This window comes from Fictibacillus sp. KU28468, from assembly GCF_026153615.1.
GTDB lineage: Bacteria > Bacillota > Bacilli > Bacillales > Fictibacillaceae > Fictibacillus_C > Fictibacillus_C marinisediminis.
In genome coordinates, this window is sequence record NZ_CP110666.1 from 3,496,040 (window position 1) to 3,521,424 (window position 25,385).

Genomic DNA, 25,385 nt, shown 5'->3' on the forward strand with positions numbered 1-25,385 from the left:
TTATTTATTATTCCTTATTTTAACATAGGCAAGCAACCTGCTACACTCTGCCTTTATACAGATTGTAATCATCTATACTGTTAAAACAACCCAGTCTGTCACCGATGACCAATCCAAAATCAATATATGCATTGTTTTTGGCGGTTATTATATTTTTATCTTCAACGACCGGCCGGTTGACAGCTCTTCCTGTCAGCCAGTCCTTGGCTCTTCTATGCTCCTCTTCAAGAACAGAGGCCGTAAAATTTTTGTTGATCAATACTCCTGCTTTTCCAGCCAGAAGCACACCCGTGCCTATGGCAGCTATGCGTACACCATCTCTATCAAAGGCTTTGATCAGTCTGATCAGCCGGGGATCAGATTGGCTGCCGGCTTGCGTGCCTCCTGGGATCAGCAGCAAATCATATTCAAGAGGATTAATATTCTTCAGTTTAATAGACGGCTGCATCGTAAGGCCGCATTCACTTGTAACTGCCCCATGCGGCAATGAGAAGGTCAACACTTCATAAAAGCGGCTGACAATAGACAGCGCCACCATAATCTCTACTTCTCGAAACTGGGGATAGAGATAGACAAGTATTCTCTTTTTCACACCCTCACCCATCCCTCCTGGTACTATTTACATACCATGCTTTGTCGAACATTGTTTGATTTTAATTGTATCAGTACAAAAGAAGGATGTGTATTGGGAAAATCGGTGATTAGCCTATGAAAATATCCAAGTATTTATCTATTCATTTTCCCAATTTGTTCTTTTATTTTCTTTTTCCGGAAAACAATTTCAAAAAAACAAATCAGAAATTATGTCGTTTTATTTTATTAGATTTAGGGTAATATTCTATGGTTTACTGCTTTAATTAATCATTAGGAGGGCAACATGAAAATTTTTCCCGCTATATTATTCTCCATTTTGTTAATGCTGGGCATATTGGCAGGATGCTCAGGCAGTTCTGGAGGGCCACAGGCAGAGAGCGCCGGCTCAAAAGGAAAAGTAACCGTTAATTTCTGGACGTTCTGGGGATCGGAAACAAGGCGTCCCGTTATTGAAAAGATCATCAGTGATTTTAATAAATCACAGGATGATATTTATGTAAAACACACCTTTTTGCCCTGGGGTGACATATGGACAAAGAACTTAGCGGCCATTTCTGCCGGTAATCCCCCTGACGTTATTATTAATGATATTAATTCCGTCCAGCACAGGGCTAAGAACAATCAATCTACTAATTTAACGAAATACATAAAAGATGACTCCTTCAAAGAAAACTTCTATCCAAGACTTTGGGATACCGTACTGTATAAAGGCGACCCATACGCAGTTCCTTTCAATACTGATACAAGACTGCTATTCTACAACAAAAAAGCGTTCAAAGAAGCGGGCTTGGATCCAAATAAGCCTCCCAAAACATGGGATGAACTTGAATCCTATGCCAAAAGGCTCGATAAGAAGAGCGGGGACCGTTATGAAAGAATCGGTTTTTATCCGCTTTGGGGTTCATTTGGGCCACCAAGCTGGCTGATGAATGCAGATAACGGGGAAAGCTTTCTCACTAAAGCTGGGCAGGTACAGATCAATTCCCCTGAAAAGATAGAGGGCCTTAAATGGCTGAAGGGCTGGAATAATCGGCTTGGAACAGATAACGTCAATGCCTTTAAAGCAGAATTTGGTAGTGAACAGGCTAATCCTTTTATCGCTGGCAAAGTCGGTATGTGGGTAGATGTAGGCACATTTTATACACAGATCCGAGATTTCGGCAAAAATATGGATTTTGGGGTAGCACCAATACCATCCAAATCAAAAGATACCGGGCATTGGAGCGATGGCGGCGGATTTGTAGCCGAAATTCCCAAAGGAGCTGCACATCCTAAAGAAGCCTATAAGTTTATTAAGTATTTAACTGGCGAAAAGGCACAGAGCTATTGGGCTTCAAAGAACTTTGATAATGTTTCAAACAAAAAAGCTTCCGAAGATGCCCTTTCTAAATTAAAAGGCAAAGACAAAATGGTTTATAGGGAAACTGTAAAAAATCTGAATGTTACAAAAATGAACCCTGTTCCACCAGACGCCCCTGACTATCAGAATAAAATTAATCCTTTAATTGATGAAGTGCTTTTAGGTAAAAAGGACCCTGAAAAGGCATTGAAACAAGCTCAATCAGAAGTAGAACATTCACTTCAAAATTAAAGATAAACGGCCTGTCCAAATATGAGGCAGGCCGTTTATCTAAATCGTACTATGCACGATAAGATGCCATAATAAAATGTAGGGCGGGGTATGAATATGGAAACCGTTTACGAATCAGGTAAGAAAGGAAATCAGGCCCTCAAAAAAGAAATAGCAGAGCCTGTTAAGAAATATAAAATTAAATCATTAAAAAAACGCGAGCAACTGTCAGGATTTTTGTTTATATCCCCATGGCTGTTCGGTTTTCTTGCATTAACGCTTGGTCCGCTTCTGTTTTCTTTGTACATCAGTTTTACGAACTATAATATGACGTCCAAGTTGGATTTTGTCGGTACAAAAAATTATCATCAAATGTTTTTTAATGACGGTCTATTTTGGACTTCACTATGGAACACGTTATATTTTGTTGTCTTTTCTGTACCTCTCACGACTGCCGGAGCAATCCTTCTGGCTGTTCTGCTCAATCATAAAATACCGGGTATTAAAATTTTCCGGACGATTTATTATCTGCCTGCAGTGTTATCAGGAGTTGGGGTTTATTTACTATGGATGCAGCTTCTAAGTCCTTCGACAGGACTTGTCAATACTGCCTTAAGCTGGGTTGGCATTAAAGGCCCTGCATGGCTGTTTGATCCTGCATGGACAAAGCCTGCACTTATCATCATGAAGATGTGGAGTGTAGGCGGCAGCATGCTTCTATATTTGGCTAGCTTGCAGGGGGTTCCCAAAGCCATGTATGAAGCGGCAGACATCGATGGAGCAAGCTCTATTCAAAAATTCTTTCACATTACGCTTCCTATGATTACACCCATTATCTTTTTCGATATTGTAACCAGTTTAATTGGCGGCTTTCAAATCTTTCAAGAAGCCTATGTTATGACGGAAAATGGGGATGGAGGGCCTGTAAATTCACTGCTGTTCTATAATCTTCATATGTGGAATAACGCATTTGAGGTTTTTAACATGGGGTATGCTTCAGCGATGGCATGGTTTCTTTTTGTCATTGTTCTTATTTTAACTGTAATCAATCTAAAATTCGGCAAACGCTGGGTTCATTATGGAGGAGGGGACGAAAAATGAATTCAAATCAGCAGGCACCTAAATTTTATGAAACCCAATCATTTAAACGGAAATCAAAAAAACTGCTGGTAGTGGTGCTCCTTCTCCTAGGCAGCATTGTCATTCTATCACCCGTATGGTGGATGATATCTACTTCATTAAAGACTCCAGCTGAAATCATGCAGTATCCTCCATCCTTGCTGCCGGAATCCTTTCAATGGGGAAATTATATTAAAGCTTGGCAAACGGCCCCTTTTACCCGATGGGCCCTTAATACCTTATTTATTACAATATGTGTAGTCATCGGGAATGTATTTGTTAATTCTTTTGTTGCGTATGGTTTTGCAAAAATACGGTTTAAAGGAAGGAATATACTTTTCACCCTCGTTCTGGCCACCATGCTTATTCCGGGCTTTGTCATGATGATTCCGCAATACATGCTGTTTTCAAAGCTTCATTGGATCAATACCTATCTTCCTTTAATTGTTCCTGCTTTTTTCGGGAATGCGTTCTTCATTTTCCTTCTTCGCCAATTTTTTAAAACTATTCCTGATGAAATGATTGACGCAGCGAAAATAGACGGGGCACACCACTTGCAAATTTGGTGGAAGCTGGCCATGCCGCTTATGAAGCCGGCCGTTATCACCGTTGCCATTCTATCTTTCAATGGGGCTTGGAATGACTTTTTAGGTCCTCTCCTATATATAAATGATGAAAAGTTATACACCCTTCAGATTGGACTTCAAACTTTCAAAGGAACAGTTCAGACACAATGGCATTATTTAATGTCCGCATCAGTCCTCGTCCTGCTGCCTGTTATCTTGTTGTTCTTCTTTTTCCAACGATACTTTATAGAAGGGTCGAACATTACAGAAGGTTCTAAAGGGTAAAACATTCGAATATGAAAGAAAAAGCAAAGCTGATCCATTCAGCTTTGCTTTTAATCGATTAGTTTTTCATACCGGCAGATGCAATTCCCTGTACGTAGTATTTTTGAAAGAACACGAAGATGATCAGCAGCGGGATGGTTGCCATCGTAAGTGCGGCCATAACATGTCCATATTTTACAGGCGGCTGATGGAAAAAGAACTGCATGCCGACTTGCAGTGGCCTTACGCTCTCATCTGTTGTTGCAATGAGCGGCCACATGAAGTCTCCCCAATGTGTAATAAATGTAAGGAGAGCCACTGTAATAAAAACAGGCTTTGATAGCGGAATGACAATCTGGAAAAAGATTCGAAGCGTAGAAGCACCATCCATTCGTGCAGACTCTTCCAATTCTTTCGGCAAGTTTAAAAAGAACTGCCTAAACATGAAAATGTTAAAGGCATTTGCAATAAAAGGAATGATTAGCGCCTGGTAGGTGTTCAGCCAATCAAACTCATCAATGATTAAATATAAGGGGAGCAGGATACTCTCAAAGGGGATAATGATTAACGCAACAACCGCTGCAAATAAAAAATCTCTTCCTTTAAACTCCATTCGTGCAAATGCATAGGCAGCGAGGGAGTTAACAAACAGCCCGAGAATGACAATGACGGATACATACAATGTACTCGTAAGCAGGTATCTGATGAAGGGAATCCGTTCAAAAACCCCGGTATAATTGTCCAAAGAGAAGGTATAAGGAACAAAAGCTTTAAATGATTTTAAGTCCGCAAAAATCTGCGCTTCCGATTTAAAGGAAGAGACAATCATCCAGATGAGAGGAAATAAAAAAAGAAGTGCCAGCAAAGTAAGGGCGACATACAATCCTATTAATTTAAATAAACGGTTCTTTTTCATAACTCTCCTCCTATTCTGTAGATTCTTTAATAAACTTTCGCTGCAGAATGGAAATGACTAGCACGATCACAAAGAAAAGAATGGCGATGGCTGATGAATAGCCAACATCCCTAAACTTAAAGCCTGTTTCATATACCATATAAACGAGCGTTTTCGTAGAATCCAATGGGCCTCCCTGCGTCATGACAAAAGGCTGGATAAAGAGTTTGGTAGCAGCAATCATCGTTACGATCGCAATAAAGACAAGGATATTACGAATTCCCGGAATCGTAATGTGAATGAGCTTTTGCCAAGCACTCGCTCCATCAATGGATGCGGCCTCATAGAGATGGTCCGGAATCTCCTGAAGTCCGGCAAGGAAGATCATCATCTGATAGCCCGCCCCCTGCCAGATACTCATAAAAATGATAGAGTACATGGCCTGGTCTTTATCTGTAAGAAACTGAAACGGGCCGAGTCCCACGATATTTAAGATGGAATTGGCCAAACCATTGTCAGGATTATAGATAAACGTCCACAATATAGAAACGATGACCATCGAAGTTACGACAGGAGCAAAAAAAGCCATCCTGAAAAATTTAATACCTCTTATCTTTTGATTCACAAGAAGGGCGAGTGCCAAGGCAACAAGAGTTTGAACAGGCACAACAATCACGACAAACTTAGCGGTATTGCCTAAAGATTTTAAAAAGATGTCGTCCTCAGCGAGTCGCTTGTAGTTTTCTAAACCAATGAATTTCATTTTTTCTGGAGTCAGCAAATAATAGTTTGTAAAACTGTAGTACAACGCCAGAATAGCTGGCAGTATAAGAAAGATAAACAGCAGCACCATCGCCGGGCCTACAAATCCATAGCTGGTAAACATATTTTTCCGCTTTCTTTGCTTCGGGCTTACCGTAGGCAGTGGAGGGTTTACGTTTGTTTTTTGTGCAACGGGTTCCATCCTGTTTCTCCTTTCTGCAAAAAGTACAGGAAAAGGAGTGAATGAATCACTCCTTTTTCGCTTATTTTTTGAATCGTTCCAGTTCTCTGTCTGTATCCTTCGCTGCTTTATCAAGTTCTTTTTTTACATCCTGCCCCAAGGCAGCCGCTTGAAAAGCTTCTGCAAATTTAGCGGTTAAAACCGGATAGGCAGGAGTCGCCGGACGAGCTTTTGCTGTATTCAGAACCTGGTCTTTAATGACCTTTTTAGGGAGTTTATCGTATTCCGGCAGCTCTTTAAACGCGGATTCTCTTGCCGGCGGCATTCCGGTAATTTTGGATATTTCTACAACAGAATCCTTATTGCTCATCCACTTTACAACCTCAGCTGCTTCTTTCGGCTGCTTGGACTGGCTGGACACACCAAATGCCCAAGATCCGGAAGGTGAGGTTTTCTTTTTGCTGTAAGGGAAATAGGTCATTCCCCAATCCAGATTTTTATACTCCTCAAAGCCAGGAATCAGCCACACACCTCCAAGCATCATGGCCGCCTTTCCTTCTTCAAAATCCGTTGGCCCGTTGGAAACGCTCACAACTTTTGACTTAAACAGATCTTTGACATAGTTCATTGCCTCTACCGATTTCGGGCCATTGACATAGCCGTCAGCTTTAGTGCGGTCTTCATTGAGCAAGAGGCCGCCGTTGGACCACACAAATACGGAACCCATGTAAGTGAGCCATTCCCCGACGCCATTATCCATATGCATCGTGAGCCCGCGGACATTGTTCTTAGTCAGCTTTTTTGATACGTCCATGAACTGATCCCATGTCCAAGCTTTATCCAGCGATTCAGGAGCCTGAATTCCGGCTTCCTTCAGCAACTTTTTGTTATAGAAGACCACAATGGATGATTCCATTGCCCCAAGTGCGTATAGTTTGCCGTCATATGTACCTTGCTGGATGATGGATTTGGCAAAATCCTGCTTGTCCTTTTTCGCTACGTAATCATCAATGGGAGCCAGGATCCCTGTTGCTGCATAGTTCCCGACAAAAGGCCCGTCCATATCAAGAACATCCGGGAGCCCGTTCGAGGTTGCAGCAGCATTGATTTTATCTTCATAGGCGTGGCCTGCACCGCTTGGAATGATATCGAGCTTAACATGAATTTTTCCTTTATGAGTTTTATTGAATTCCTCAATACGTTTTTTATAAAAGTCGACTTCTTTCGGCTGTCCCTGATGCGCCCACATTTTCAGCTGCACTTCTCCATTTTTCTCTGTTCCTGACGCTCCTTGGTTGTCATTGGAACAGGCTGACATGGATAAAGCCAATACAAGACAAAAAAGCAGCAACAATCCCTTTTTCATCGGTTTTGCCTCCTCATTTTATAATCGTATTGGGGATTTGAACGGATTTTGCACTTCATCCTCTGCCGGAAGCGAGCGGATGATTTTATCATTTTCCATGACCGTCTTACCGTTCGAATCCATCAATTGACCTGTTACTTTAACTGTTGTGCCGGATGAAACCGGAAGGGTTAAAGATTCAAATGATTGGACTGAATCTTTCTCTATCTTTGGAACAGGCAAACATTGCTGATCGACCAGGGTGCCGTCTTCAAGGAATACCTTGTAGGCTATTTCGCAGTTTTCAAATGTAACGTTGTAATCGTTCACGATCCAAGGAGTTACGGTAGCAGTCTTTCCAAGCTCCCCATCCGTAACTTCGCCGTTAAAGGACAGATGCAGCGGTTCAAAAGCTTTAGCCATGGCAAAATAAGCTTTTTTAGGCTGGCGGTAATAGTCGATGATGGACCAATCGATGGACGGTCCTGTATTAACAAAGTGAAACTGAAGAAGCCCGCCTACATGATTGTATTTCTTCCGCCTTAACGCCTCTGTATGCTCCTTGTAGAACTGAACCTGATATTCTTGTGTAATGTCGATAAGTTCTTGAAGGGACTGAGTCATGACCGACCCCAACATCGTCTGATAAATATTGGTCTGAAAGCCCCATGTACGGTAGATCTCCCAGTTAACAGGCCAGAGAGACTCCTGGTTCATAAATTTCTTCAAGGAATCTTCATTTGGAATAGACTGGGTTCCATACTCTGTTACAAACATCGGGTTATAAAACTCAGCATCCTCAATTTTGCCCCAATACCAGCCGACCCAGTGCACACTTAAATGCGTACCGATATAGTCTGTAAAGTCATCCAGCGTCTCAAAAAAATGAGGAAGTTCCTCATCGGATACGAGCACCGAATTTTTAATAACGGGCCGCAGACTATCGAGTTCCTTTACGACACGCAAGAGCATATTGTCCAGCTTGTTGTAGTCATGAAAGCGGGATTCGCTGTGGCAGGACCACAAAATGATCGAAGGATGGTTATACAGCATTCTAACGAAACGACGTGAAACCTCCTCGGCTCTTTTTATAAAAAGACCCGTAGATTCATAGCCCCATTGAAACGGCAAATCCTGAAAAACCATGATACCCTTCTCGTTGCACAGCTGATAAAACTCTTCCTGTTCGGCATGGGCAAAAAGCCTGGTGGTATTCATGTTGGCATCCAGCATCATTTGGACATCAAGCTGGTAGGATTCCTTTGTCATAAGAGAGAGGAACTGGTCGGACAAATAGTTGTTTCCTTTAATAAACACCCTTGTTCCATTGAGGTAAAAGATCCATTTTTCATCCATTTTAATTTCGCGGATTCCAAATATTTGAATCTTCTTGTCTACCAATACCCCATTTACCCACACTTCAATCACAGCTTTATACAGGTGAGGAAATCCAAGCTCCCATGTCCACCATAATTTGGGGTTGGACAGCTGGTCAGTCATTGAATAGCTGCTCGTACCTGGTCTTTGAAAATAGCTCTGAGACTTCCATCTGTATATTTTCCCTCTGAAATTATGGGGCAAGAATGAAACTTCCACGTCAATTTTGGCTTCTTTGCTGTTATTATTCTGTATTTCAACATCAAGGTAGATGGTGGCTTTCTTATACTCATCTTTTAGATAAGGAGTCACCTGAATATGCTCAATATGTACCTTGCAGCGCTCTTCAAGATAAACCCCTTTCCATATTCCACCCGGGTTGACAAGAGGATTTGGGTAATGGGCATTCACAGAAGAAGGAACTTCTGGACAATCTGTCAGCCCTTCTTGTTTCACTGGAAGGCAGTCCCAATGGTAAAGGCCTCCCTTGGCAATTTTTTTACGTTCGGGCTTTGTATCCAATTCAGAAGTCACTTTGATTACCAGCGTGTTCTCTCCGCAATATTCGAGAAAATCAGAGACATTAAATTCAAACGCATCAAAGTCTCCTTCATGAGCTCCAAGATACACTCCGTTCAGCCAAACCTCTGAATAATAATCAACAGCATCAAAACAAATGTAGAACATCTTATTTTTCTTTAGTGACGGAGCACGAAAGACAGTTTTATACCACATGACTCCCTGGAAATCCTCATATCCTGCTTTCTGCCAGTGTGCAGGAACATGGATATCCTCCCAAGTTAGTTCTTCTGAATGGTATACAGGCTTGTTTCTAATATTTCCTTCCAGACGGTTATCCTCATCAGGAACACATTTCCATATGCCATTTAAACTTAATTTTTCTCTGCATTCTCTGCTCATGGATATCACCTGACTTTGCTTTATATAGTTTATAGTTATTATCGCCTTTATGGGACAGAGACATCATTTTTGTTTTCACTATTCTGAACTTTTCCCGGCGATGAATTAACATAAACACCTTTTTATGGATGCTAACATCCTTCAAAATAAAAAAGGATGCACATCCTCACACAAACTAAATCCTTAGGGAAGATGTGCTAAGTTAGAGAGACATCACTTATTTCATACCTTTTCCTTTTGTCAGATGGCAGGGGACACCGTGCCCGACCGCGCCCGGTTTAGACATTTTATCTATATAGGCCAATCCCCTCACACATTGGGTTTTGCAGGACAGGCAGGTGGAACTGGTAACCATTTTTTGAGTATGTGCATATTTATTGACCGCCTGATCATACTTAGAGATCTTTTTAGCCTTTTTTTTTGCCATAATTCATCCTCCTCGCCTAACATTCCTCATATGATATGAAGAGGTGAAGAGGTATGCCACAAGACAAAGTAAGAAAAGCGCAAGCGTCATCGAGGACTTATGCTGAAAACAAGAACCAAGTTTTCAGCCCTGGGTGCTGGTGCTAGACATTACATCTATGCAAGCTGAATATTGTACTTTTTTACATCACAAAAAAACCGCTTATAAAACTAAGCGGCTTTCATCATTTTTCAATTCGTAACGTAAAGTATTCTGTTCGGCCAGCGTCAAAATATAATCACTGTCCCTTCTATCATAAGAATCCAAAAAGTCCCGCAGCGGCATGTGATATTTGTCCCACACAATATCCATCAGCCAGTTGTGGTTCACCTCAAAGTATTCCCCGTCAAAACGGTTGATTTTGACAGTTTCACCAAAATACATGCCTAACACTCCTTTCAACAGAAGGTAAACTGCATTAAGGCCAATTCATGATATGATAGATTATACTATAATATTCAGAAAAGTTAAACGATATGACAAAAAAATAAAAAAAGGCTTCAAACTGAAAAAAAAAACAGGCAGAATGAGTCTGCCTGTTTCGTACTTATATCTTTTTAGCGCCAAGGAATTTCGGTGCCCAGTAAGGATTTTGCATTGAAGCAATGCTTACTCCTTTTGAAGATGAACTGTGAATAAACTTATGGTCTCCGATGTATATTCCAGCATGGGAAGCACCATGTTTATACGTTTGGAAAAATACAACATCTCCAGCTTTTGGAGTACTGACAGATGTACCTTTTAAATAGATTCCGGAAACTGTTCTAGGCAAGTCAATTCCAGCCGATTTATCAAAAACATAGTTGATATAGCCGCTGCAATCGAACCCTTTAGGTGTTGTTCCGCCCCAGCGGTAAGGAACACCCATGTATCTTTTTGCTGTACTGATCAAACCTGATGAACTGTATGAAGTGCTTTTAACAGCTGTTTTAACCCCTAGTGCTTTGAACGTGCTTTTTCCAGCTACGCCATCTGCTTTAAGTTTTTTTGCCTTTTGGAACTTTTTTACAGCTGATTTCGTATATGTACCATAGTAAGTAGTCGTCTTTTTGTATGTGAAATATCCTTTTTTCTTAAGGACAGATTGTAATTGTTGCACATCTTTACTGGTCATACCTTGTTTTAAAGTGTGATCGCCAAGCGCTGCTTTCCCTACGATTGGGTTGAAAGCCATCATTCCTAATAGTGCCGCTGCCGCTGCCAATTTTTTCAAAGCATGTATCCCCCTAAAATCTGTATTACCAATGTTGGTATTTGTTTCCTTGCTAAGTTAATTAGATTCTACCAACAAAATATGACACGAACATTTTAGGGAGATTACAGATATATTACAAATTAATAGAATTCCCGATTTTTTATGACATTAAACCTAATGAATTCCATATTTTTTGTCAAATTAAGCTAAATTCAGTAAAATGAATTGTAACAATCTGACTACCCAATCTTCGTTAACAGGACTTAATACCTAGTGTCAAAAGACCTTTATGTGCGGATTTGTCCTTTGAATGATGTTCTTTCCTTCAATTTTTAGGGAAGTATAATGCAGAGAAGGCAAATCGTTAAATAATTTGTCACTAAAAAAAGGATGCCTCTAGCCCTTCATTACGTTATGATAAGCTAGTGTATGACTATTTTTTGGTATAAATATTACATAGCCATTAACAAGAACCATCCCAACTCTAGCAAACGATATGGTATAATATGGTAGTTGTTAAACATGATTGTTATGAATTGAAGGGGCAGTGACTATTGAGTAAATTAAAATCCCATATTCTTCCTTTGTTATTGATGCTCTCTATTCCTCTTCTGCATACTTTTTATGAATTACTGAATAACGGAGATCGGGGAGCAAGGAGTCTTATTACATCATTTGACCAGCATATTCCTTTTATTGAAGCCTTTATTATTCCGTATGTTTTTTGGTACCTTTTCATTTTTGGCATGTTGTTTTACTTTTTTATCTATGACAGATCCTTATATTTCAAGACGCTGTTGAGCTTAACGATCGGGATGGTGATCTGTTATGTCATTTACTATTTCTTTCAGACAACGGTTCCAAGACCTGCCATAGAGGGCAGCGGTGTTCTCACAAATGTTATCCGTTACATTTACACAGCCGATGAACCTTTTAATTGCTTTCCAAGTATTCATGTCCTGAGCAGTTATTTAATGGTCATTGCAATAAGATACTGCAAAACAAAAACACCAGTACGAATTTTCGCTGTCAACATTGCAGGATACTTGATTATTCTTTCCACACTCTTCATTAAACAGCACGTAGTTCTAGATGCTTTTGCCGGAATCCTTCTCGGTAATATCCTGTTTAATACAATTTATTATTTTAAACCTATGTTGTCCTACGCCACGAATAAACGATATTCAAAGAACAAAAAAGCAGCCGAACCCCGATAGTTGGGCAGGCTGCTTTTTTATTATGCGTCCTCTCCTTTATTAGAAGCATTTCCGTGTGTCTCCATTATCTCGTCAACCGATTGCATTCTGCTGTCTTCATACTTCCCTTCACCCTTCCTGACGAAAGAAGGTTCACCTATTTCATAATCATCTGTTTTCCCGACCTCATCAGCCTTTTCTTGTGCCTGGACCGTCCGTTTTGCATAAGGAAGGGCTTTTAACCTTTCGTAAGGAATCTCCTCTCCCGTGTCCACGCATTTTCCGTAGGTGCCTTCTTCAATGCGCTGGAGCGCCTCGTTAATGTCTTCAAGAATTTCCTCTTGATTTTCATCAAGCGCCATTGCCATTTCGCGGTCATATAACTCACTCCCCATATCACCAAAGTGGTTATCATATGAGCTGATCTCCCCGGTAGACTCTTGCAGGCTTTCATCTTTCTCCCTCAGCTCATGCTGTGCTTCTAGTTGTTTTTTCATCTTTAGCAGATTTTGTTCTAATTCGTTGATTTGTTGTTTAGATAAGCTCATGCTGTTCCTCCTCATACACTATTGTGGTTAGTATTTACCCTATATCTAATGAAATAACACTCACAAACCTCTTTGGACAGACATAATCTTTTTTTTTTTTTTAATAAAAATAGTGTTGGAAGGAGTTGATTGCCTATGGTGGAAGATTACAATAATCCGGAGCATACGGATGAAAGAAACTGGGCACAAATGCACAATCTTTGTAAACAGCACCTGTATTTTCATGTGATTATTACCATGCATGATGGCAAGAAAACGGAAGGGATTATTACAAATGTGGATGGCCAGAATCTCCATATGATGATTCCTCAGGACATTCAGCAGCCGCAACAGGGCGGGCAAGGGAGCCAGCAAGGAACACAAAGCCAGCAGGGCATGCAGGGAACACAAGGAATGCAGGGGCAGCAGGGGGCTATGGGAAGAGAGGACAATGAAGAAAATCGTGTATTTTTTGGCCGGCCATGGTTTGGAAGAAGGTTCTTTCCAGGGATATTTCCCCTTGCCTCTATAGCTGCACTCTCTCTATATCCTTATTACTATCCGTATCCTTATTACCCTTATCCTTATTATTGGTGACCAGCTGGTTCTCCAGCTGGTTTTCCATTGGGTGCTTCTTTCTTGTTTTCCATTTCCTCAATTGCCTCTTCTTCCTCTTTCAGAACCCCCTCATCTAGTTCTTCTTTGTAAGCATATGACAACAGCAGAGATACAAGTATACCGCCGCCGATCAGGTTGCCGATACTTGCTGGAACCAGATTAAGCAGAATAAACTTATACCAGCTGATATCAAAGCCTTCAAGGACGGATATACTGAAATAGCCCATGTTGGCCACAGCGTGCTGAAAGTTTCCGGCTTCGAAAATGATAACAGGCAGAGCAATACCGAGAATCTTGCCAACCACATCTCTTGCGGCGGTAGCAAGAACCGCTGCGGCTCCGATCAGCCAGTTTGCCAAAATTCCCGAAAAAAGAACCTGAAACCAGCCCCAAGTTCCTCTATGTGTAAATTCCATTTTCTTTTCCACGAATATGAGCAGGTAATCATAGAAGTCATCGTGCAGCGAGCCTGAAAGGTCTAAAAGAAAACCGACAAATAGAGCTCCCGCAAAATTTCCAATGTAACAGATAAACCAAAAGGACAGCAGTTTTTTACTGATCCAAAACTTGCTCTGCATGATATAACTGGGCAAGAGTATGTTTACTTCCGTAAATAATATGGAACCTGATAAAAAGACCATCGCGTAGCCAATCATAAATCCGATACCAGCCATCAAATTCACAATGCCGGCCGATTCAATTTCCATTGTCAATAATACTGAACCTAGAGCTCCAAAAGCGATAAAAGCTCCTGCCAGACTGGATAGAATTAATTGTGCCAAATAAGTGGTTTGTATGGATTCTTTTCCTTTTCTAATAAACGTTTCAACGATTTGGGCAGGGAAATAATATTGTCGCTCAGGATATTTTTGGGGAGTTTTAGGATGCGCGTTTTTCTGTCCGGATATATTATTCATTGGAGACCTCCATTTCCTGTAACTTAGTTTCCCTTCAAGTCCTCCTCGTTAAACAGCGTCTTATTTTTATACAAAAATAAGACGCTGTTTATGTAAATTAACATAAACTTGCGCCTTATTTAAAATACTTGCTATTCACTTGTTGATTTTCCTTTCTTTACTTAGAACACATGTCTTGCATCACTTGCAGACTTGCATCTTTCAGTTTATTTTCTCCTTTTTGGCTTCCCACATGCCCACATGATGCGAAAATAGTTTTCACGGACTATTTCCTAATGCGCCATGATCCTAGCATGCTTCGCTAACTTTTGTCATCGGAACCACGTCCTCTGAAGTTTTAATGTTTCCATTTTTGGTTTCCCACATGTCCACATATCTCAAAACCAGTTTTCACGGGCTGATTTTTTAGCGGATATGATTTTGACATGCTTCGCTAACTTTTTTCATTGGAATCACGCCTTTAAAAAGGATGTATGGATAATTGTTGCTTGGCAGACTCTGAAGACCCGCATACTGTGCCTGTTAAATAGTTTAACTATTTGTATAGGCTTGTTTAGCATGCTTCGCTAACATTCTTCATTGGAATCTACTCCCTTCTTTTGTTACGTTTATAATACTTTATGTGATGATAAATTAAAATATTCAGAATAATCTATTTCGTCTGATTTTAAGCGTTTTTGCTTGCTTCTGCCTTTTAGAACAGGTTTTTTTATAGAATTCCTGCTTTTTTCTCAAAATTCAACAAAAACAATATAAAACCTTCATAAAATCAGCAAAATCTTTTCTTTTCTCCTCAACAACAAGCTTAGTCATGGCTCGCATGATGTATGGCCTGTTTAAGCAGATCAATGACATGTCCATCGTCCATGGAATAAAACAGGGTGGTCCCTGAACGGCGAAACTTCACAAGACGCAAGTTCTTTAAAAATCTTAATTGATGAGAAACTGTAGATTGCAAAAGAGATAAAGCCTCTGTTATTTCATTCACACTGCATTCTTTTTGAGAAAGCAGATGCAGAATCCGTATTCTGGTAGGGTCAGAGAGCGCTTTGAACGTCTGTGAGACAATAAACAGCGTTTCTTCATCTAACTGAACGTATTCTTCATTATTAAAGTCAGTTTTTGAATCCATCAAAATCCCTCCTTTACACTCATGTATTCGATCATACCCAATGAACACTGAATTGGTTAAAAGATTGAAAACGAACGTATAAAAGAAATGCCGCCAAAGCTGTAGGCTACGGTAATCCTTTTTAAAGGCACCTCGTAAAAAATACGTATATTCTTTTCTTCCCCTGAATGAATTGTCTGCTTTTTTAACGGTGTAAATTTATCAGCTGCCAAAAAAGAAGCTTCGGCAGGAACCTCATTGTTATTCACATACAAGGCATCTACCTTCAATGAAAGCCAGCCTTCGTTCTTTACTTCAATCCATGTTTCATTGGCTGATTTCTTATGTTCACCCACCACGGAAAGCGGAGGATTCAGGCTTATAAAAAAATAGATGGCTGCCATGGTCATGACCACTATGGCAATCAGCTTGTTTTGATATTTCTTTTTCATATTTCACCACCCGGCTGCTTAGGTTGCCTGCTGTTATTCTCTCTCTATTCTCCCCTCTGTATCATTAACCAGCATTTTTTATGACAGCTGCTTAGACAGGGCAGCGGAGTGGAAACAATAGAAAGGAAGGAAAACATATGCAAAATAGTAAGAAATTTTTTGTTTCTCTGCTATGCTTTATGTAATTAGTATTTGAAAGGATGGTCTTGTGAGAAAAAAAGGTCTGTCTCTCATCACAGCTCTTTCCATTTTATCAGCTTTTTTATGGCTTTCGGGACTTGCCTGGGTCATACAGGACCAGTTTTTTTCAGCTGGCGGCCAGCGGATGGATACCGTTAAACCAGACAGCGGTAAAACTGCCAGCGATTCAGCGGATGGAATGGGCAGGAACTTACGCATTGCAGCATTAGGCGATTCCTTGACAAGGGGCACTGGCGACCCTGACGGCAAGGGCTACATCGGTTACTTGAAAGAAGAATTAGCAAAGAAAACAAAAAAAGAGATTGAGCTTTCCAATTCCGCTATAAAAGGGCAAACTTCAAAAGAGCTTCTTGACCAGATCAGCCAGCAGCAGATCAAACGCCAGATTAAAAACGCTGATGTCATCCTGCTTACAATTGGAGGCAACGATTTATTCCGCGGCGGACAAGTTCTTCAGCAGCTAAATTCGCAGAGCATCAATAAAACAGAGGATGCTTACCTTAACAACCTGAAAGAACTATACAAGGAAATTCGTTCGCTAAACAAGACTGGGACCATCTATCATGTAGGGCTCTACAACCCATTCAGCGATATGGAGGATTCCAAGAAAACGTCAAGCATCGTCCGGAAATGGAACTTTGATTCCGCTAACGCTGCGGCTGCTTATCCCAATATTATTTATGTCCCCACCTTTGATCTTTTTGAACTTAATGTGAATGACTATCTTTTCAGTGACCATTTTCATCCGAATAAAGAAGGCTATCAATTAATCGGAGAGCGCACTGCTTCCCTCATTCATTTCAGCGAGGAGGAAAAGAAATGAGCGAATCACCTGCCCTTTCCGTTAGCAACCTTCGGAAAACCATCGGCAAAAAAGAAATTATCAAAGGACTTTCCTTTGAATTATATCCCGGTGAAGTCTTTGGCTTTCTTGGACCGAACGGGGCCGGAAAAACAACCACGATCCGTATGCTTGTCGGGCTGATCAAGCCCACATCAGGATCGATCTATATCGGTGGAAAGAACGTTCAGACCCAGTTCGGGGAAGCGATGAAAGACTTGGGCTGCATTGTTGAAAACCCTGAGCTTTATCCTTATTTAACAGGCTGGGAAAATCTTGAACATTTTGCCCGTATGGATTCCTCCATCCACGAGAGCCGGCTTCAAGAAGTCGTCGAACTCGTAGATATGGGCAAAAGGATAAATGATAGAGTGAGTACCTATTCTTTGGGTATGAGGCAGCGTCTCGGAATTGCCCAAGCCCTGCTTGGCAACCCAAAACTGCTTATACTTGATGAACCGACCAACGGGCTTGATCCTGCTGGAATCCGTGAAATGAGAGAGTTCATCCGCTTCCTGGCCGAAAAGGAGAAATTATGCGTGATGGTTTCCTCCCACCTGCTTAGCGAAATTCAACTGATGTGTGACCGTGTAGCCATAATCTCGAAAGGCAGCATCATCAGGATCGACACAGTAGAATCATTACTGGCTGAACAGGAACGGGTTGTATGGAGTGCATTACCGCTGGATAAAGCGAAGCTTCTGCTTGAAGAAGTTACAACTGTGACAGAATCAGACGGCAGGCTTATCACATTATACGATGAGAATCAAATAGGAAACTGGAACAGGATACTTGTTAACGCCGGGATTGAAGTAAAAGAAATGAAAACGAAACTCCCTGCCCTTGAAGATCTTTTCTTAGAACTTACAGGAGGAGAGCATATTGACTAAACTTGTTCATAATGAATTGCTGAAGCTGTTCAGAAAAAAGCGGCTGTTTGTCATCATCCTGATTATTGCTGCCCTCGTCCCCCTTTTTACGTATGCTCAATACCAGCAGGCAAAGACCACTCAGGAGAAGCTTGGGAATGCAGATTGGCGTACGAAGCTCCAGCAGGAGATTGTTGACACACAGAACCGTCTAAGCTCAAGCCGGCTACAGGATGACTGGAGAAAATATTTAAAAATTCGTTTGGCCCAGCAGCAATATTATCTCGATCATGATGTTAATCCCCAGGCTCCAGGTGCTCCAACGTTCATGAGAGTTTTCGTTGAAAATTCAATTACTTTGCTTCTTCCGCTTCTTGTTATGGTGGCTGCAGCAGATCTAGTTTCCTCTGAAGCTAGCGGGGGAACCATCAAGCTCCTTCTCACCCGGCCGGTGAAACGTTGGAAAATTTTACTGAGCAAATATATAGCGCTCCTATTATCAGTATCGCTTATTGTAACAGCAGTGGCCTTTCTTTCTTATACTATATCAGGTTTAGTCTTTGGCTATGGAGGATGGGATATGCCTCTTTTGACCGGATTCAGTCCAAAGGGTGAAGAACTGCTGACAAACAACGTTCATCTCATTCCTCAATGGCAATATGTTTTGATGGAATTCGGTCTGGTATGGTATGTATGCCTTGTTGTTGGAACATTAACCTTTATGCTATCTGTACTGTTGAGGAGTACTGCTGCAGTTATGGGAATCATGCTGGCGGCATTGATCGCCGGTGCTATTCTTTCCAATATGGTATCTTCATGGGAAAGCGCTAAATATCTATTCATGGTGAATTTAGACCTGACTAATTTTATCAGCGGCATGGCTACTCCGATTGAAGGAATGTCCCTCGGCTTTTCGTTAAGTGTACTATTGGTTTGGGCTGCAGGCGGCCTCATAGTCGCCTTCGCTGTCTTTACGAAAAGGGATGTATATTAAGTTACGGGTGCCTGGGGCACCAGAAATAACAAAAAAAGCTGGAGCAGATAGGATCTGCTTCAGCTTTTTTATTGACTTAAACTCCGCGTTCTTGTGTATTCTTTTGGTTGGCGCCAGAACGTTTTTTCGCTAATCCAATTAGAACGACAGCGGCAATGATAAGAATTTCAAATCCATATTTAATGAACGGATTGCTGAAATACTCTTTGAGGAACGGTTCCCCAACAATCATTTTAGCAGCAGTCCAAGCCAGGATTCCTGCTCCGATCGTAATAATAAACGGAAACTTGTCGATGAGTTTCAGGAACAGTGTACTTCCCCATACAACGATTGGAACAGAAATAAGTAATCCAAGAACGACCAGCAGGAAGTCACCATGAGCAGCTCCTGCTACTGCAAGTACGTTATCGAGACCCATTACCGCATCTGCGATAATGATGGTTCTGATCGCTGCCCAGATGCTATCCTGAGCTTTAATATCATGATCCTTGTCTTCCGCCATAAGCTTATAGGCGATGTAAATCAGGATTAGTCCTCCTGCAAGGAGCAATCCTGGCACTTTAAGCAGCCAGACGACCGCCATCGTAGCAAGCGCACGAATAATCACCGCCCCAACCGTTCCCCAGATGATTACCTTTTTTTGCTGCTCTTTTTTCAAGTTTCTTGCTGCAAGTCCTATCACAATCGCATTATCGCCTGCTAGCACCAGATCGATAATGACGATGGATAAGAGAGCAGAAAAGAATTCTGCCGTAAAAAAATCCATTGGTTAATTTCCTCCTCAGCATCTTGCTGTAAAAATGAAACATTATGATAGCGTTTGATCCTTATTTCCCCATATCATTTCATAAAAAACCTTGAGACATGCAAGAAAAATTGCTTTGTTTTAAGTTATACGGATATCAAGAAAGAAAGTTTCAATCATTTTGAAATTTATATCATGAAAGCAGTCTCTATTACTTATACAAGGGGAATACTGCATGTAACGGCTAAAAAGGAGTTAGTTATGATCGTATTTTTAAAAGAACTTAAACTTCGTTTTTTTGAAGACAAGGTGTTTGATCTTTCTGCACAGCTTGCTTACTATTTCTTGGTGTCACTCTTTCCTTTTTCATTTTTAATCTTCACCATTTTAGGGTTCCTTCCCATTTCATCTGGTTCAGTGCTTGAGATTATTCGCCCGTTCGCTCCAGTACAGGCTTTTAACTTGCTGGAATATAATTTGATTTCCGTTCTTGATCAGAACAGGAGCGATATTTTTTCTATCAGTATTGTTATCACCATCTGGCTGTCTTCCATCGGAATTCTTGCCATTATCCGTGTGTTTAACCAAGCGTATCACGTGATCGAGAACCGGCCCTTCATCCGGGAACTCTTTCTTGGCATCTTATTGACTTTAGGTCTCGTATTTGCCATCGTCTCTACCTTGCTATTGCCTGTATTCGGCAATTCGATCGGTACTTTTCTGGCGAACAGGCTTGGCTATGGCCATCCGGCATTCCACCTTTGGAATACGACCCGCTGGACGTTGAGCTTCGGTATTCTGATGGTGATGTTTGTTTCACTGTACCTGATTGCTCCGAATATTCGCTTAAAGCTGAAACAGGTCTTGCCCGGAGCCTTCTTCTCTACGATTGGATGGCAGCTGATCTCCATCGGCTTTTCCTATTATGTAACACTTTTCGATTACCGGCAGATCTACGGCAATCTTGGCGCATTGCTCACCCTTATGATCTGGTTCTATCTCTCTGCGATGATTATGATTATTGGCGGACAAATCAACGCTGCCTTGCTGACAATTCATAAGAGAAAAGCAGAACAGATATAATTTTCTGTCGAAAGGCTAGAACAGGATTGACTTTTTCACCGTTCCATATAATGATTTAAGATATAGATTAAAGTTACTTTACATAGAGGATGATGGCCTGAAATGTCGTTAAAGAATTTAATTATTATTGGGTTAGTGCTGGCTGTGGTTATTTTTCTGATCCCTTACAGCATTCCTTTAATATTAGCCCTTGTAACCGCTCTTGTGCTGGAGCCTGCAATTAAGCTTTTCATAAAGAATTTTAAGATGAAACGGTTATTGTCTGTTACAGTCGTGTTTATTTTATTTCTAGCAGGATTTGGACTTCTCTCCTATTGGCTGACTACAACATTGGTGGTTCAGACGATTGAATTCCTGTCACTTGTTCCTTCTTATGCTGTAAAAGTGTTCGGCCTTATTGAAAAAGATTTATATAAAGCAGAAAAACTTTATGCTTCACTTCCTCCCGAAGTTATTTCAACGATACAGAATGCCCTGATGGGCTTTAAGACGTTTGCTGGAAGTTTCGCGACCAAGCTGACGAATGGAATCATAGCGGTTATTGCTTCCATCCCTCAGCTGTTGATCTATCTCATCATTTATCTGGTAGCTGTGTTTTTGATTTCTCTTGATTTACCCCGGCTCTTCGCCAATTTTCTCAATCTGTTTACAACATCTGCAAGAGAAAAGGTCGAACTCGTTTTCACACAGCTTTCCAGAGCGACTGTAGGCTTCATCCGGGCTCAAATTATCCTTAGCTTTATCACGTACGTACTTGCCTTAATCGGCCTTTTAATCCTTGATGTGAAATATGCTGTACTTATCGCACTGTTTATCGTATTGGTTGATATTCTTCCTATATTAGGGACAGGGTCGTTTATTGTTCCTTGGGCCGTCTATAACTTTGTGGTCAGCAACGATTTCCTGGCCATCGGTCTATTGATTATGTTTGCTGTACTGACAGTCATCCGGCGGATCATTGAACCCAAAATCCTTGGATCCAGCCTCGGCATTTCAGCATTGGCAGCATTGATCAGCCTTTATCTCGGCTTTCAGCTCCTGGGATTCGTCGGTCTGATCGTCGGCCCTGCACTTGTCATCATCTATGAAGCTCTACGGAGTGCTGGATTTGTTAAAATTAAAATCGATTTTTAAATCTCATCTTAAAACAGGTCCTATCATTCAGGACAAAAGTACAAACTTTGTTTTGTACTTTTTTTATTTGTAGGTTAGAAATCCTATCAATTATGGGAATTATAGAACTAGATACAGAAAAAGGGACACGGGCATCGAATAACTATGTTTGCATGTCTTGTAGATGTTGGAGGAAATATGGCAACTGATGTAAAAGAACGCGACTATTATTTTGATAATGCAAGATTTATTTTAATCTTATTGGTGGTGCTGGGTCATTTCATCTCCCCCATCAAAAGCCAAAATGACTTGCTCTATACCCTTTATAACTTTATATATACGTTTCATATGCCAGCCTTTATCCTTATATCCGGCTTCTTTACAAAGGGTGTATTCAAGGATGGCTATTTGTCCAAGATTTTCAGAAAAGTTCTTGTTCCCTATGTTGTCTTTCAATTAATCTATTCATTCTTTTACTATGACTTATATGATAAAAGTGAAATGAAGCTTAATTTTTTCGACCCGCAATGGACGATGTGGTTTTTGTTAAGCCTGGTATTCTGGAACATCCTATTAAAGGTATTTGTAAAAATAAAGTATCCTTTAATCCTTGCGATCGGAATTGGAGTTGCTGTCGGTTATATTACAGAGATAGGAACATATTTAAGTTTATTGAGAACCTTTGTATTTTTTCCAGTGTTTTTGCTAGGGCATTATTTGACAAAAAGGGATTTCAAACAGATTTTAAAACCATCAATCCGGATCTCTTCCGGTATATTCATGGTCTTAATGTTTCTGGCTTATCATTTCTTCATCCCAGACCATGCCAAAGACTGGCTTTTATCTTCTTCATCCTATGCGGAAATTCTCGGGCATAACGAATGGTACGGAGGATTTATCAGGCTTGGTCTCTATGCTGTTATGTTTCTTGCCACATTCAGTTTTTTGGCGATCATTCCAAAGCGAAGATTCTTTTTTACGGAATTTGGCGAAAGAACGTTATATATTTATTTACTGCATGGTTTCGTATTAAAATATTTATTTACAACAGATTTGTTCTCCTCCATAGAGAAGAACAACTATTATGTGATGCTTCTCGTTCTGGCCGTTATGATTACAATGTTCCTTGCCAGCAAGCCGGTCATAGCCCTCGCCCAGCCGCTCATTGAACTGCGCTGGACCAAGCTGAACCGTATGCTCAAAAAGGATGAGTGATATTAAAAAACCATCTCGGATTAAATTTCGAGATGGTTTTTGTGTTATTTTGATGTTTGAAATAATAAAAACTGAAGAATAAGATAGGCAGCTAGGCGGCTGGTCATGTCTCTAAAATCAATAGCTGGATCAATCTCCACGAGATCCATGCCTTTTACGATCGGGAGGGTTGAAAGGAACTGAATGCCCCTGATGAGTTCTTCACTGTGCATGCCGCCAGGGCCGATGGCAGGACATCCTGGTGCGAAAGCCTGGTCAAGAACATCCATGTCTACTGAAACATAAACAGCAGATACCGACGATTTAAGCTGTTGAATGCTTTCTTCCAATATAGGAATGATACCACGGCTGTTTACTTCGCTCATCGGATAAACAGTGACACCTTTCTCTTTAGCATAGTCACTATAGGTCTTTCCATTGGAAAAATCACGCAATCCTATCTGGATCAGGTGCTCTCCTTTGATCTTATTCCGTTCGATCAGGTTTCGAAAGGGAGTCCCGTTTGAAGGGCCGCCATCTTCGAGATTGCGCAGGTCGTGATGGGCGTCAAACTGGATAATTCCAACCGAACCATAAATGTTGGAGAAGGCTGCGATGCTGCTGGCGCTGATTGAATGGTCTCCCCCGAGTACGATTGGAATCATACCGGGATTGTGCTTCAGTACTCCTTCCAATGCATGTTCGAATCTGGATTGTGTTTCCTTGAGATCTGTCACATGAGGCATGATGTCACCCAAGTCGGTAATGACTGATGATTGCAGATCGATGTCCTTTTCAATGCTGTATGTCGTAAACGAATTCAGCATTTTCCTGATCACTTCCGGTGCTTCCGAAGCTCCTGAATGGGAAATCGAGGTTTTTGATAACGGCATCCCGATTAGCCCTATGCCGCTCACCTTCTCTCCGTTCCAGTCCACGAGCATTTCTCCTGCTTTTTTAATCCCCCGGTCAATGAACTTTGGTTTTCCAGAAGGCTTTAAATGTTCGATGTCATGCATAAGCAGGCTTCCTTTCTCCTGCCTTCTTTCCTTTTTTCCACACAGTATTCACGTGATTCACACCGTAATGATAAGGCAGATAGTGATAATTGGGGGCATCCCAAAGAACGAGGTCGGCCCACCTTCCCGTTTCAATGGCTCCAGCTTCACACCCTCTGCCAATGGCATACGCAGCATTGACTGTAACGGCATTCCAAATTTCTTCAGGCTTCATTTTTAGTCTTAATGCCGCCAGGTTCATAATAAACTGAAGATTTTCGGTTGGAGAACTTCCCGGATTGAAATCTGTGGACAATGCAACTGCTCCGCCTGCCTCAATGATGCTTCTTGCTGGTGCATAGCTGTCTTTTCCAAGGTAGAACGTTGTGCCTGGGAGGAGAACAGCAATGGTTTCCGAAGTTCCAAGCAACCGTATTCCTTCTTCTGAAACACCTACGAGGTGATCGGCGGTAATAGCCCCGATCCCGCATGCCATCTCTGCCCCGCCCAGTGGATCGATCTCATCAGCATGAATTTTCACGTTAAATCCAAGGTCTTTTGCTCGCTCAAGAAACCTTCGTGATTGTTCAACTGTAAATACGCCTGTTTCGCAGAAGATATCCACAAATTCAGCCAGTCCCTGTTCTTTAATGTAAGGAAGCACATCCAGCATGCTCTCCAAAAATCCTTCTGGTTTCCCCTTATACTCAGCTGGTACAGCATGAGCTCCGAGGAATGTAGAAACAAGGTCCATATCATGAGCCTCATCCAATCGTTTGGCCACCCTCAGCTGTTTTATTTCTGTTTCACGATCCAGACCATATCCGCTTTTGGCCTCCATTGTCGTTACACCCAAACTTAAGCTGCGATCTAGATGAAACAATCCTTTTTGAAAGAGTTCTTCCTCACTCGTATCCTTTGTTGCTTTTACGGTAGATAAGATTCCGCCCCCTTGTGCGAGAATCTCTAAGTAAGATACGCCCTGCTGTTTCAAGGCCATTTCATGTTCTCGTGATCCGCCAAATACAAGATGTGTATGTGGATCAACAAGGCCCGGGGATACAATTTTCCCTTTACAATCAATGATTTCTTTGGCCTCTAAGCCCTTCGCTTCCTCTGTTGTGCCTATAAATGCAATCTTTCCATCCTTTATACCGAGTGCACCGTTTTTGATCACAGGAAGTGTACTCATATCCTTGCCTCGTTTTGGTCCATGCGATCCATCAATAGCCAGAAGCTGATCAATGGAGGTTAACAATGTATCCAGCATT

General features: G+C 41.2%; 26 protein-coding genes. 11 read left to right on the forward strand and 15 right to left on the reverse strand.

The features are described from left to right. Window positions 1-40 precede the first annotated feature (40 nt). Entirely contained in the window at window positions 41-592 is a 552-nt protein-coding gene (locus tag OKX00_RS18350) for a DJ-1/PfpI family protein (RefSeq protein ID WP_265408350.1), read from the reverse strand. A 285-nt stretch (window positions 593-877) separates the two neighbouring features. Here OKX00_RS18350 and OKX00_RS18355 point away from each other — a divergent pair, with 285 nt between their 5' ends. The 3 genes from OKX00_RS18355 to OKX00_RS18365 all read left to right on the forward strand — a co-directional run bounded on the left by OKX00_RS18355 (window position 878) and on the right by OKX00_RS18365 (window position 4,134). After that, window positions 878-2,185, forward strand: a complete 1,308-nt coding sequence (locus OKX00_RS18355; protein ID WP_265408351.1) for an ABC transporter substrate-binding protein — start codon at window positions 878-880, stop codon at window positions 2,183-2,185. Between the two features lie 96 nt (window positions 2,186-2,281). After that, a complete protein-coding gene (locus OKX00_RS18360; RefSeq protein ID WP_265408352.1) occupies window positions 2,282-3,265 on the forward strand; it encodes a carbohydrate ABC transporter permease in 984 nt (327 codons plus the stop codon). Then, window positions 3,262-4,134 carry a carbohydrate ABC transporter permease gene (locus tag OKX00_RS18365; protein ID WP_265408353.1) on the forward strand — a complete coding sequence of 291 codons (873 nt, stop codon included), beginning with the start codon at window positions 3,262-3,264 and terminating at the stop codon, window positions 4,132-4,134. Before OKX00_RS18360 ends, OKX00_RS18365 begins: the two co-directional genes overlap by 4 nt. 58 nt (window positions 4,135-4,192) lie before the next feature. On the opposite strand, the gene OKX00_RS18370 is transcribed toward OKX00_RS18365, so the two are convergent. The 7 genes from OKX00_RS18370 to OKX00_RS18400 form a co-directional block, all read right to left on the reverse strand. Then, complete coding sequence (locus tag OKX00_RS18370; RefSeq protein ID WP_265408354.1) at window positions 4,193-5,029, reverse strand: carbohydrate ABC transporter permease; 837 nt, start codon at window positions 5,027-5,029, stop codon at window positions 4,193-4,195. A 10-nt stretch (window positions 5,030-5,039) separates the two neighbouring features. Further along, window positions 5,040-5,972, reverse strand: coding sequence for a carbohydrate ABC transporter permease (locus OKX00_RS18375; protein WP_265408355.1), 933 nt, complete (start codon window positions 5,970-5,972; stop codon window positions 5,040-5,042). A 61-nt stretch (window positions 5,973-6,033) separates the two neighbouring features. After that, a complete protein-coding gene (locus tag OKX00_RS18380; RefSeq protein ID WP_265408356.1) occupies window positions 6,034-7,317 on the reverse strand; it encodes an ABC transporter substrate-binding protein in 1,284 nt (427 codons plus the stop codon). A gap of 18 nt (window positions 7,318-7,335) precedes the next feature. After that, window positions 7,336-9,594, reverse strand: a complete 2,259-nt coding sequence (locus tag OKX00_RS18385) for a glycoside hydrolase family 2 protein (RefSeq protein WP_265408357.1) — start codon at window positions 9,592-9,594, stop codon at window positions 7,336-7,338. 217 nt (window positions 9,595-9,811) lie between these two features. Further along, the gene (locus OKX00_RS18390) at window positions 9,812-10,021 is read right to left on the reverse strand and encodes a hypothetical protein (protein ID WP_265408358.1); all 210 of its coding nucleotides are present in this window, start codon (window positions 10,019-10,021) and stop codon (window positions 9,812-9,814) included. Between the two features lie 201 nt (window positions 10,022-10,222). After that, on the reverse strand, window positions 10,223-10,444 hold the full coding sequence (locus OKX00_RS18395; RefSeq protein WP_062236429.1) for a hypothetical protein: 222 nt from the start codon (window positions 10,442-10,444) through the stop codon (window positions 10,223-10,225). 163 nt (window positions 10,445-10,607) lie between these two features. Continuing rightward, the gene (locus tag OKX00_RS18400) at window positions 10,608-11,273 is read right to left on the reverse strand and encodes a C40 family peptidase (RefSeq protein WP_265408359.1); all 666 of its coding nucleotides are present in this window, start codon (window positions 11,271-11,273) and stop codon (window positions 10,608-10,610) included. A 536-nt stretch (window positions 11,274-11,809) separates the two neighbouring features. On the opposite strand from OKX00_RS18400, the gene OKX00_RS18405 reads away from it, so the two are divergent. Beyond that, window positions 11,810-12,472 carry a phosphatase PAP2 family protein gene (locus OKX00_RS18405; protein ID WP_265408360.1) on the forward strand — a complete coding sequence of 221 codons (663 nt, stop codon included), beginning with the start codon at window positions 11,810-11,812 and terminating at the stop codon, window positions 12,470-12,472. Between the two features lie 20 nt (window positions 12,473-12,492). On the opposite strand, the gene OKX00_RS18410 is transcribed toward OKX00_RS18405, so the two are convergent. Next, window positions 12,493-12,999: a TraR/DksA C4-type zinc finger protein gene (locus OKX00_RS18410; RefSeq protein ID WP_265408361.1), complete on the reverse strand. Its 507-nt coding sequence runs from the start codon at window positions 12,997-12,999 to the stop codon at window positions 12,493-12,495. 135 nt (window positions 13,000-13,134) lie between these two features. Here OKX00_RS18410 and OKX00_RS18415 point away from each other — a divergent pair, with 135 nt between their 5' ends. Continuing rightward, window positions 13,135-13,575 carry a hypothetical protein gene (locus OKX00_RS18415; RefSeq protein ID WP_265408362.1) on the forward strand — a complete coding sequence of 147 codons (441 nt, stop codon included), beginning with the start codon at window positions 13,135-13,137 and terminating at the stop codon, window positions 13,573-13,575. Here OKX00_RS18415 and OKX00_RS18420 read toward each other — a convergent pair. The 3 genes from OKX00_RS18420 to OKX00_RS18430 all read right to left on the reverse strand — a co-directional run bounded on the left by OKX00_RS18420 (window position 13,566) and on the right by OKX00_RS18430 (window position 16,076). Next, window positions 13,566-14,513, reverse strand: a complete 948-nt coding sequence (locus OKX00_RS18420) for a formate/nitrite transporter family protein (protein ID WP_265408363.1) — start codon at window positions 14,511-14,513, stop codon at window positions 13,566-13,568. The two genes, OKX00_RS18415 and OKX00_RS18420, sit on opposite strands and share 10 nt — an antisense overlap. 805 nt (window positions 14,514-15,318) lie before the next feature. Beyond that, window positions 15,319-15,645 carry an ArsR/SmtB family transcription factor gene (locus OKX00_RS18425; RefSeq protein ID WP_248251709.1) on the reverse strand — a complete coding sequence of 109 codons (327 nt, stop codon included), beginning with the start codon at window positions 15,643-15,645 and terminating at the stop codon, window positions 15,319-15,321. Between the two features lie 56 nt (window positions 15,646-15,701). After that, the gene (locus tag OKX00_RS18430) at window positions 15,702-16,076 is read right to left on the reverse strand and encodes a hypothetical protein (RefSeq protein WP_265408364.1); all 375 of its coding nucleotides are present in this window, start codon (window positions 16,074-16,076) and stop codon (window positions 15,702-15,704) included. A 208-nt stretch (window positions 16,077-16,284) separates the two neighbouring features. On the opposite strand from OKX00_RS18430, the gene OKX00_RS18435 reads away from it, so the two are divergent. From OKX00_RS18435 to OKX00_RS18445, 3 genes are read left to right on the forward strand one after another with little or no spacing between them, the layout of a single operon-like run. Continuing rightward, window positions 16,285-17,100 (forward strand): SGNH/GDSL hydrolase family protein, encoded by an 816-nt coding sequence (locus OKX00_RS18435; protein WP_265408365.1) that lies wholly within the window; start codon window positions 16,285-16,287, stop codon window positions 17,098-17,100. Then, a complete protein-coding gene (locus tag OKX00_RS18440; protein WP_265408366.1) occupies window positions 17,097-18,008 on the forward strand; it encodes an ABC transporter ATP-binding protein in 912 nt (303 codons plus the stop codon). The genes OKX00_RS18435 and OKX00_RS18440 overlap by 4 nt, the downstream gene beginning before the upstream one ends. Further along, a complete protein-coding gene (locus tag OKX00_RS18445) occupies window positions 18,001-18,981 on the forward strand; it encodes an ABC transporter permease (protein ID WP_265408367.1) in 981 nt (326 codons plus the stop codon). Before OKX00_RS18440 ends, OKX00_RS18445 begins: the two co-directional genes overlap by 8 nt. Window positions 18,982-19,057: 76 nt before the next feature. On the opposite strand, the gene OKX00_RS18450 is transcribed toward OKX00_RS18445, so the two are convergent. Continuing rightward, the gene (locus OKX00_RS18450; protein ID WP_265408368.1) at window positions 19,058-19,747 is read right to left on the reverse strand and encodes a TerC family protein; all 690 of its coding nucleotides are present in this window, start codon (window positions 19,745-19,747) and stop codon (window positions 19,058-19,060) included. A 240-nt stretch (window positions 19,748-19,987) separates the two neighbouring features. Between OKX00_RS18450 and OKX00_RS18455 the strand changes: the two genes are divergently transcribed. The 3 genes from OKX00_RS18455 to OKX00_RS18465 all read left to right on the forward strand — a co-directional run bounded on the left by OKX00_RS18455 (window position 19,988) and on the right by OKX00_RS18465 (window position 23,137). Further along, entirely contained in the window at window positions 19,988-20,809 is an 822-nt protein-coding gene (locus OKX00_RS18455) for a YihY/virulence factor BrkB family protein (RefSeq protein ID WP_265408369.1), read from the forward strand. 102 nt (window positions 20,810-20,911) lie between these two features. Further along, window positions 20,912-21,943 carry a sporulation integral membrane protein YtvI gene (gene ytvI / locus OKX00_RS18460; RefSeq protein ID WP_053355469.1) on the forward strand — a complete coding sequence of 344 codons (1,032 nt, stop codon included), beginning with the start codon at window positions 20,912-20,914 and terminating at the stop codon, window positions 21,941-21,943. A gap of 177 nt (window positions 21,944-22,120) precedes the next feature. Then, window positions 22,121-23,137 (forward strand): acyltransferase family protein, encoded by a 1,017-nt coding sequence (locus tag OKX00_RS18465; RefSeq protein WP_265408370.1) that lies wholly within the window; start codon window positions 22,121-22,123, stop codon window positions 23,135-23,137. 44 nt (window positions 23,138-23,181) lie between these two features. Here the strand turns inward: OKX00_RS18465 and hutG are convergent, their stop codons facing one another. After that, the gene (gene hutG, locus OKX00_RS18470) at window positions 23,182-24,135 is read right to left on the reverse strand and encodes a formimidoylglutamase (protein WP_265408371.1); all 954 of its coding nucleotides are present in this window, start codon (window positions 24,133-24,135) and stop codon (window positions 23,182-23,184) included. After that, entirely contained in the window at window positions 24,128-25,384 is a 1,257-nt protein-coding gene (gene hutI / locus OKX00_RS18475; RefSeq protein WP_265408372.1) for an imidazolonepropionase, read from the reverse strand. The genes hutG and hutI overlap by 8 nt, the downstream gene beginning before the upstream one ends. Window position 25,385 lies beyond the last annotated feature (1 nt).